6 protein-coding genes are annotated in these 7,839 nt (G+C 63.3%); 4 read left to right on the top strand and 2 right to left on the bottom strand.

What is annotated here, in order from left to right; translation table 11 throughout:
- Positions 1-372, top strand: a 372-nt coding sequence (locus tag A5785_RS06210) for an integrase core domain-containing protein (RefSeq protein WP_231895437.1), incomplete at its 5' end; no start/stop codon positions are given.
- 5 nt (positions 373-377) lie between these two features.
- Here A5785_RS06210 and A5785_RS06205 read toward each other — a convergent pair.
- A complete protein-coding gene (locus A5785_RS06205; RefSeq protein WP_231895436.1) occupies positions 378-1,538 on the bottom strand; it encodes an APC family permease in 1,161 nt (386 codons plus the stop codon).
- A 120-nt stretch (positions 1,539-1,658) separates the two neighbouring features.
- Between A5785_RS06205 and A5785_RS06200 the strand changes: the two genes are divergently transcribed.
- From A5785_RS06200 to A5785_RS06190, 3 genes are all read left to right on the top strand, one after another.
- On the top strand, positions 1,659-2,303 hold the full coding sequence (locus tag A5785_RS06200; RefSeq protein ID WP_064865233.1) for a TetR/AcrR family transcriptional regulator: 645 nt from the start codon (positions 1,659-1,661) through the stop codon (positions 2,301-2,303).
- Positions 2,300-3,424: a DmpA family aminopeptidase gene (locus A5785_RS06195; protein ID WP_064865229.1), complete on the top strand. Its 1,125-nt coding sequence runs from the start codon at positions 2,300-2,302 to the stop codon at positions 3,422-3,424. Before A5785_RS06200 ends, A5785_RS06195 begins: the two co-directional genes overlap by 4 nt.
- Before the next feature lie 101 nt (positions 3,425-3,525).
- Complete coding sequence (locus A5785_RS06190; RefSeq protein ID WP_005203029.1) at positions 3,526-4,377, top strand: 3-hydroxybutyryl-CoA dehydrogenase; 852 nt, start codon at positions 3,526-3,528, stop codon at positions 4,375-4,377.
- Positions 4,378-4,455: 78 nt separating this feature from the next.
- On the opposite strand, the gene A5785_RS06185 is transcribed toward A5785_RS06190, so the two are convergent.
- Entirely contained in the window at positions 4,456-7,773 is a 3,318-nt protein-coding gene (locus tag A5785_RS06185; protein ID WP_064865248.1) for an ATP-binding protein, read from the bottom strand.
- Positions 7,774-7,839 lie beyond the last annotated feature (66 nt).

The raw sequence follows: 7,839 nt of genomic DNA, 5'->3' as shown, positions 1-7,839 counted from the left end.
CTCCCGCTGAGGCCTTCAACGAGCAGCTATTGTTGCTCCAACAAGCCGGTGTTGCATCGACTGGTTGAGCCCGGTCAATTTCGTTCGAAGAAGATGCAGAAGGCCATCACCCGGCACGGCATGCTCGGGTCGATGGGCAGGGTCGGTGCGTGTGGTGACAACGCGGCGATGGAGAGCTTCTTCTCGCTGCTACAGAACAACGTCCTCGACCGTCGATCCTGGGCCACCAGAGACGAGCTCCGGGCCGCCATCGTGCACTGGATCGAACGGACCTACCACCGCCGCAGACGACAGGACCGCCTCGGCAGATTGACCCCCATTGAATTCGAGACCATCATCAACCACGAGGCTCCCCTCAGGCCGCGTGACTAACCCTGTCACCTATCCGTGCACCAGGCCCCCACCGTGGTTGCTCCGGTTGCATTGACGAGCCAGTCGAGTGGCAGAAACGCGGCGGCGACGGCCGCCACCAGGCCAACCAGCACAGTGGCGGCAACGGGTGTGTGCAGGCGAGGATGCACGCGGCCGAGCACGTCGTCGACCGGCTTTGGCCACGATCGGTCGCGGGCCGATGCGAATACGAGTCGCGCGATCTGGAGAATGATCGCGATGACCGCATTGATGATCGCGATCGCAATGCCGACGCTGATGACAATGTTGAGCGTCGGCCCTCCGCGTGCGATGAGAAAGTAGTTCATCGGTGACTCGGCCGAGAGAAGATCTTTCATCGATGGTGCCCCGACGACCACTGCCATCAGGGGGATGATCTCAACGGCCACGGTGACGGCGAGACAGACCATGATCACCCGCCCTATCATCTTGCCTGCGTTCTTCGTTTCCTCGACGTAGTACACGGCCGCTCCGTAGCCGTTGTAGGCGAACAGCGCCACCGGTACGAGCGTGACCAGAGCTGAGAATCCAACGGGGCTCAGCGAGCCGTCGACAATGGTCTGTGCGTGGACGAACTCCCCCGGACCGCGCGACACGTGCGCAAACCCCAGTATCGCCAAGACCGTCACGGCAGCGATCTCGATGACCAGAAAGAGTCCGGTGACCCAGGCATTGGTACGGATGTTCAAGGTGGCGACGACCGTCGTGACGACGATGACCCCCACCCCAATCCACTTGCCGGACAGTCCGGACCACGCGACTCCGAGGTATTCACCTGTACCCAACGCGATCACCGCGATGATGAAGATGCCGCTGACGAGTGTGAGCAAGAACAATGCGAATCCCGCTGGCCGACCCAGAAGTCTTGCCGCCCAAGTGTATTCGCCACCTGTCACCGGATAGGTCGCTGCCAGCTCCGCGTAACACATGCCCACGAAGATGGCAGCTACCGCAGCGATGGCCATTGTCAGGACCGAGGCGCCGCCTGCCGCCAAGAGAATAGCCGGAACGATGATGAACACGCTCGACGCCGGAGTGACAGACGACAGGGTGATGAAAATGTTCTCCCGCATAGTAAGGCTCCGGGAGAGTTGTTGTTCGTATGCGACGCCTGCTGCCGGCGCGATGCGTGGGTTGATGTCGGTCATGCGCGCTCCTTCCAATGACCGGGGCAATTCCTTGACTGGTCAATCAAAGAATTATGTGTTTATGCTGTCAATACGTAGAAAGGCGCGTAATCAGAAGTTAACTGGCGAAACAGGAGGGTCATGGCTCGACGCAAAGACCAGGCCGCAGCGAGGGATGCGATAGTCACAGCGACGCTCGTCGCGATACGTGATCGCGGCCTGGCGGCCCTCCGTATCGCCGACATCGCGGCCATCGCCGATGTGTCGACAGGAACCATTCACTACTACTTCACCGATTTCGAGACGCTGCTGAAAGAAGTGCACAGCCTCGCAAGCGACAGGTTCTATGCGGCCCGCCTTCGCGAGGTCTCGTCACTCGCAGATGCTCGCGACCGGCTGCGAGTGATGATCTCCGCGGGCCTTCCGCGATCAGGGGACGACGCATTGGTATCTGCTCTCTATCAACTCGATTCGCATCTCGGGTTGCGCGATGACCACGCGATCTTGGTCACCGCGCTCTTTGACAAACAGGTTGCCCTGTACATGGGAATTCTGGATGTCGGTGTTGCGCAAGGACACTTCACGCTGACCGAGCCGTCAGTCGACATCGCGGCGAACCTGGTGACACTCGAGGACGGATACGGCTTGCACATAATCACCGCAAATGCGTCACTCTCCTATTCCCGTGCAGTGCAACTGATCTCGTCGTACGCGCGTACCGCAACGGGTTGTCCCGACATTGTCGGAGCGGGCTGTGCCCCGATGAACCGAAACGTAACGTCATGAGTCGGCCACGCATTCGCGATCTCGGGGTCACGCTTCCCGGTACGCCCGGACCGAAGAATGCGATCACCGACGTTGCAAACGTCGAGGTCGGCTACACCACGCTCATCGAGGGGGCAGGCCCGCTCGAGGTCGGCCGCGGTCCGGTGCGCACAGGAGTGACGGCACTTCTCCCGCGTGGCAGAACCGGTGTGGGTAGGCCATGTTCGGCAGGCTTCTACTCGCTGAACGGAAACGGCGAGATGACGGGTGCCCACTGGATCAACGAGGTGGGAGAACTCTCACTGCCGATCACGATCTCCAATACACACGCCGTTGGAAAGTGCCATGCCTCAGTGATCGAGTGGATCAACGACATAGATCCTGTGCTGGGCAGACAATGGCTGCTACCGGTGTGTGCAGAGACATGGGACGGCTACCTCAACGACATCAATGGAGGCCATGTCACGGCGAACGCCGTGCGTGGTGCACTTGATTCCGCTTCGGCAGCAGCGCCAGCCGAAGGCAACGTGGGTGGCGGTACCGGGATGAACTGTTACGGCTTCAAGGGGGGTAGCGGCACAGCGTCACGCGCCGTCGAGATCGGGACGCACGAGTTCACCGTTGGGGCATTCGTCCAGGCGAACTTCGGCTCGCGCAGCGAACTGACCATTGCCGGAATACCGGTGGGAACTCAGGTCGACGTCCCCAACCCGATGGAGACGGAGCCGTGGTTGGAGCACGACCTCTCTGTTCCGGGCGGTGCCGGGTCGGTCATCGTCATCGTGGCTACGGATGCTCCGACAACATCCGCACAGTGCACCGCCATGGCGCGAAGAGTCCCGATGGGACTAGCCAGAACCGGTACGACCGGATCGCTGTTCTCCGGTGATCTGTTCCTCGCCTTCTCGACGGCAGATGACCGCTCCTCCACGACGGGATTTCCGCTATCGGACAGCGACGTCCTCCTCACCACCCAGACTGTGATGCCGTGGAATCGTATGGACGCGCTCTACGCGGCGACGGTGTATGCGGTCGAGGAGGCCGTGCTCAACGCGCTCGCGGGCGCCGAAGACATGACCGGACGAGATGGGCATCACTCCTATGCGCTGCCGCACAGTGCGATCACCGCGCTCACAGCCTGATCGAGGGTTGGTGGACCCCCGCCGCGACCTCGGGTTCATTTCGTGTGGCCCTTGCGCAGTAGGCTGACCTGCGACCACGTTTCACAATCTGGAGGAGCTCCATGACACAGCTCGGAGTAGTCGGCGGCGGCACGATGGGTGCCGGTATCGCCGAGATCGCGATCCGCGCGGGTGACGACGTCCTCGTGCTCGAGCGCGACCAGGCTGCGGCTGACGCTGCCCGTGCACGCATCGAGAAGTCGATCAACCGTGCGGTCTCGAAGTCGAAGATCAGCGCCGACGACGCCGAACAAGCGCTCGCGCGGCTGACACTGACCACGTCGGTCTCCGACTTCGCCGACCGTGAGCTCGTGATCGAGGCACTGCCCGAGATCGAGGCGCTCAAGGTGGGCTTCTTCGCCGAGCTCGACAAGATCACCGCCCCCACTGCGATTCTCGCGACCAACACGTCGTCGATCCCGATCATCCGGATCGCCAAGGATGTCGCCGATCCCAGCCGGGTCGTGGGTGTTCACTTCTTCAATCCGGTGCCGGTCATGCCGCTCGTGGAGATCATCTCCAGTCTGGCGACCTCGCCGGAGGCAGTCGCGACGGTCACCGAGTATGCACGAGATCATCTCGGCAAGAAGACAATTCAGGCAGGCGACCGTGGCGGGTTCGTCGTCAACGCCCTGCTCATCCCCTACCTCGTCGACGCGATCCGGATGTATGAGAGCGGCTACGCCACCAAGGAAGACATCGACACCGGCATGGTGAACGGCTGCGGACACCCGATGGGTCCGCTGACGCTCAGCGACACCGTCGGACTCGACGTCGTGCTCGACGTCGCGGAATCGCTGTACGACGAATTCCGTCAGCCCCACTACGCGCCGCCGCCGCTGCTGCGTCGCATGGTCGAGGCGGGCTACCTGGGCAAGAAGTCGGGCAAGGGTTTCTACGACTACTCGTCCTGACGCGACGCTCTGACCTACGAGGGCCTCGGCTGGTTGCTACCAGCCGAGGCCCTCGTTGGTCAGTGGTGGCCCGTCCGCTCAGACGGGCAGGCAGCTCGTGCTCGTTCGACGCAGATCCGAGAACGTCTGGATCGACGTCGAGATCGCGGTGGCGATGGGACGGCTGTTGACGTCCTCGGTCTTCGACACCATGACGACGTTGTCGATGTAGGGCTGGATCGTGCTGGTGTTCTGCACCGTTGCCACGATGATCAATTGGAAGCCGAACTTCCGGAACGCCGCGAGTGCCTGCTGCGCGAACTGCGGGTCGGACTTCGAGAACGCCTCGTCGAGCATCAACTGCGCGAAGATGGGGCGATTTCCCTTGCCGTGTGGACTCGCCAGGTTGAAGCTCAGCGCGCCTGCCAGACAGAACGCCATCAGCTTTTCTTGCTCACCACCGGAGTTGTCGCCCGCGTTGCTGTACGTGCGGATGGTCTCGCCGGTCTCGGCGTCGCGCTCCTCGCAGTAGAAGTCGAATCGGTTGCGAACGTCGAGCGCATCGCGCGTCCACTGACGGTCTTCGGGCGTTGCGCCTGCGAGTCGTTCACGCAGAAGCAGGATGTCGGCGTACTGCTCGAGGATGGCCTCCTCGTCGCCGAATCCGACGGCTGCGGTTCGCGACGAGATCTGCCGCGCCTTGTCGGTCAATTCGGCGACTGCTGCGAGAGTCTTGCGCCCGGGGCAGAGCCGCAGGCGGGTCCCGCGGTTGAAGGCCACCGAGCCGAGCCCGGAGTTGACCCGCTCGATCTGCTCGACGATCCGTCGCTCCTCGGCCTCAGCCGCCATGTGCAGACTCAGGATCGCGCCCGGTGCCTGCTCGGTGATGAGTCGTCGCATTCGCTCGTAGGCGGCAGGCAGCTCGCGCTCGTCGATGCGGCGACACAGCGCGACGTAGTCGTGGACGCGCTCGTCGAAATCGTCGCTGTCGTTGGGGATCGCGTCCGGGAACTCCTTGTCGTAGGCGTCGAGGATGCGACCCAACTCGTCGCGCGAACGTCGAGTGTCGGCGCGCATCCGATCACGCTCGCGCCCAACGGCTTTGAGTAGATCCTGGCGGAATGGATCCGGTGCGAGCACGTCGAGCACTGCCGCGGACTCCTCGCGGAAGCGATCGAGCGTCGCCTCCGCGTGGGCAGAGACGGGTTCGATCTTCAACCGGTCGACCAGGTCGAGTAGTTGAGTACGACGCCTGTCGTGGGTGGCGATCTTGTCCCGCACCAGTGCGGCCTGCGAAATGGCGGTGCGGACCTGCTCCCAGATGTCCTCGGCCTTGCGTTGGAGTGCCTCAGTGTCGGGATTTTCCTCCATGAGGAGCTCGTACTGCTCGGTGAGCGCGTCGACGCGGTCGTCAGCGGTATCGAGGTCGATCTCGTTCCACCCCGCAAACTGTTCGCAGACCCGTCGGTAGGCGTCGCGCCGCTGCTCCTTCGCGGTGCGCTCTCGGTCGAGTTCGGCACTGCGAGCTCGCGCCTGTTCGTACACCTCGTTCTCGGACTCGAGTTCTTCTTGCAGCGCAGCGATTTTCGCGCTCACGTTTCCGACGAAGATGTACTGGGACGGACGCAACTGCTGACGGTCGTCCTTGATGGCGAGTTTCGCCGAGTCCTTGCGAAGACCACGGTCGGTCACGGCCTTGGTGTGCTCGACGAAGTCGGCGGTGGAATCGACGCACACGTAATTGCCGAGCTTCGCGAGGATCGTGAGCGCCTCGTTGGTGCACGGGTGGTCGGGTTCGGCCGCCCGGAGCGTTGCCCCGAGCGTGCCCGGCTCCACCATCGGCGCGGGACGCGTCTCCGCGTGGTGGAGCTGAATCCGTCCGCGCATGTCGTGCTCGTTGACGAACTTGAGAGCGGCCGCAAAGTGCTTGTCCGGCACCAGGAGTCGCAGCCCGGCGTTACGCAGGACCTTCTCGACCGCCAGCCGCCACCGCTCGGCAGAGGGTTCGAGCTCGACGAGTTCGGCGACATACCGCAGTTCGGACTCGTCGAGTTGGAGCGCGTTGGCGATGATTCGACGCATCTCGTGTTCGGCGCGAGGCAGCGCGGAACCGGCGTGGCGCACCCGCTCGAGTTCATCACGGGCAGCGTCGCGTTGGGAGCGCGCAGCGACTTCGGTGGCGAGGGTCTCGGCGAAATGTGGCTTGCCCGCCTCGAGTTGACCGTCGAGTCGGGTGGCCTCCTGAATCAGGTGCTCGCGCAACTCCCAGAACGCCTCGCCGTCTTCGGGAATGTCGAATCCGAGCGCGGAGATCTTGTGTTCATAGGTGGCGCGACGGATCGACGCCTCGTTGCTCGCCTTCTGCGCCGTCGAGAGTTGTTCCTGCAGGGGCGCGAGATCGCCTGTCGACGTCGCGATCCGACCGAGAAGGTGGCTGTGATCCTGACGGAGTTGATCGTGCTGCGCGTTGAGTGCGGCGAGGTCGGAATCGAGGCGGGCGATTTGATCGTCGAGGTCGGCGATCTCGGGTTCGGCATTGTGCAGCCGCAGGTTGGTGACGTATGAGCGGACCACTTCGGGCTCGATGGTGTCGAGAACCGTGAAGGTCGCCGACTCCGCCGCATAGCGTTCCTGCATCGCCTCGACGTTGTCGAGAATGGTGCGCTTACGCCGGGATACGTCGAGGAGTTCACGCGCCTCGACCAGTGGATCGATCTGCTCGAGAGCGTCGGAGATGCCCGCGATGCTCGTGGGTTCGTCGAGCATGAACTCGCGTACGAACTGTGCGAGGCCGCCAACGCTCTTGAGCGACTTGGCCTTTCCGAGCAACTGCTGTGCGGCGTCCGACCCGCGGATACCGATCAACGAGTACAGGGTCGACAGGTACTTGCCCTCTCCCGGACCACCCTGCCAGCCGCGGTCGCGGAACCGGGCGGCGCTGTAGCCATTCGCGGCCCACTCGTTGCAGGCGTCGACGATGTCGACGTCACCGTCGTGGATGAAGTACGCGCTATGGGCATCGGTGAGTTTGCCTGCGCCGAGCCATTTCAGAACCAGTCCGGTGATGGCTGTGCCCGACGTCGAGGTATAGGTGACGGCGATCGCCGCCCAGGCGGGGCCGCTACCACGGAGATACATGATCTCGCGGTGGGCTCCCGTTGCGTCGCGACGCTCGCCCCACGCACCACGCACATACTTGCCGACGGTGCGTCGACCGCCGGACGAACCGGCCGCGGTGGTATCGCCAGAAGCATTGAAGTTGCGACGGTGATCCGGCAGGAAGGCCAGCGAAATCGCGTCCAGCAGTGAGGATTTGCCACTTCCCGACGAACCCGTGATGAGCGCGCCGCCCGGGCTGAACCCGATGGAGTGGTAGCCGTCGAAGACGCCCCAGTTGATGAGCTGCAACCGGGACAGGTAGTACTGCTCGTCCCCTTCACCGCGGTCGGGCGTGCTCCGCGGGTCGGCGGTGCTTCGCTGGGC

The sequence above is a fragment of the Gordonia sp. 852002-50395_SCH5434458 genome (assembly GCF_001665905.1).
GTDB lineage: Bacteria > Actinomycetota > Actinomycetes > Mycobacteriales > Mycobacteriaceae > Gordonia > Gordonia jacobaea.
The sequence above is the reverse complement of the archived record's forward strand: the minus strand, read 5'-3'. Positions and strand labels throughout refer to the sequence as shown.

What these genes read in the sequence shown, in the direction of transcription:
- A5785_RS06205 (WP_231895436.1), bottom strand. Translation starts at nt 1,538, where the DNA reads ATGACCGACATCAACCCACGCATCGCGCCGGCAGCAGGCGTCGCATAC.
- A5785_RS06200 (WP_064865233.1), top strand. Translation starts at nt 1,659, where the DNA reads ATGGCTCGACGCAAAGACCAGGCCGCAGCGAGGGATGCGATAGTCACA.
- A5785_RS06195 (WP_064865229.1), top strand. Translation starts at nt 2,300, where the DNA reads ATGAGTCGGCCACGCATTCGCGATCTCGGGGTCACGCTTCCCGGTACG.
- A5785_RS06190 (WP_005203029.1), top strand. Translation starts at nt 3,526, where the DNA reads ATGACACAGCTCGGAGTAGTCGGCGGCGGCACGATGGGTGCCGGTATC.